The following is a 1,538-nucleotide window of genomic DNA, read 5'->3' as shown; positions in this document are numbered from 1 at the left end:
TCTGGGGGACCGCGGTCCCCCAGAACCCTATTCAATTCTATTTATTTTGTACTAGAACTTTAAGTATGTGTCACATATGTTTGACTACTCTAGACTAAATATATAAAGAACTGTCCAATATACTTTTCTTTATCCAACTTATATGGTACAGGCCATTATTCAGGAATGAACTATAAAATTTTCATTACAGATTCCACTGGAAACCATTATGATATAGCAGATGGTGGCAGAATAGATAACATGACTTCTAATTTTAATAAAGTCAATACTCCAGGTGTATGCATGGGGGGTTGGTACAACCGTTTTATCACAACTATTGAACTTAGAAGAAAAAGAATTAAGATATGTCATTTTAATTCCGATAAACAATGTGGAAAGCACATATATTTTATGGAGAGAAATCATGACATCCCTTCGTATATTCAATTTTTCGATACTCCCCTGTTCGTTTAAAAAAAGGAAGAAAATCATCAACAATAATTTTTATCAAGATGATACATTTATTTTGGTTAATGACAACAATAATTTTAAAATAATCTCATCTCAATTAGATACCTCATATATTGAACAATTGATACAGAAAATAGATCAAAAGAAAAAAGAAATAAGAGGATTGCAAAATATATGATAGATAAAGAAAGAAAGAATATTAATTACTTGGTAGCTAGTAGAAGCATCTCATTAGTGGGGGATGTTCTCTTTGATTTTGCTAATAATACATTTCTGGCTAATATTTCTCCGAACTCTTTACACCTTGTGGCTATGTATCAAGCAATCGAAAGAGTAATTGCTGTTATTTTTAATATGTTAGGAGGAGTATTCGCTGATCTTTCGCATAAGAAAAAAATCATCATCTTAACCAATTTAATCAATGGTTTATTTTGTATAGCATTATCATTCATCAAGAGCGAAAACTTATTAATGTATTTAGTATTGGTTGGAAATGGAGTGCTCTCATTTATGTTTGCTTTCTCATCTCCTTCATATAAGGCATTAACTAAAGAAATAGTTAGGGAACAATCTATCTCAAAACTAAACTCTTATTTGGAAACAGCTAGCACATCAATTAGACTAGCCCTGCCTATTGTTTCATTATTATTATATAATTTATTGAAGCTTCAAGGAGTTCTGCTATTGAATGGGATCACTTTTATCATCTCTTCTATTTTAATATTGTGCATCGAACCTTTATATTTTGAACGTGTTTCAGTGAGTTTCACTATAAAAAGTATTTTTTATGATATGGCTTCAGGATTTCAATACATATTTGACAATAAACAGATTCTATTTCTTATAGTTTTATCCTCATTAGTGAATTTTTTCTTAGCAGGATACAATCTTTTATTGCCATATAGTCACCATATGTTCATTCATCTATCGAATGGATTATATGGCCTATTTTTGACAGCAGAAGCGATTGGAGGTTTGTTAGGAGCGGTATTAAGCAATCGGTTCAATAAAGAGATATCCACTTTTAGTCTGGTAACGAAATTAGGACTCTCAAGTATATTTCTAATTGCTACACCATTTTTATATTT

Annotated in this window: 1 protein-coding gene; it reads left to right on the top strand. The window is 30.6% G+C overall.

What is annotated here, in order from left to right; all coding sequences use genetic code 11:
• Window positions 1–624 precede the first annotated feature (624 nt).
• Window positions 625–1,538: MFS transporter (locus tag BLR79_RS08695; protein WP_092087047.1), on the top strand; the 914-nt coding region annotated here is incomplete at its 3' end.

The organism is Dolosicoccus paucivorans (assembly GCF_900100125.1).
GTDB lineage: Bacteria > Bacillota > Bacilli > Lactobacillales > Aerococcaceae > Dolosicoccus > Dolosicoccus paucivorans.
The sequence above is the reverse complement of the archived record's forward strand: the minus strand, read 5'-3'. Positions and strand labels throughout refer to the sequence as shown.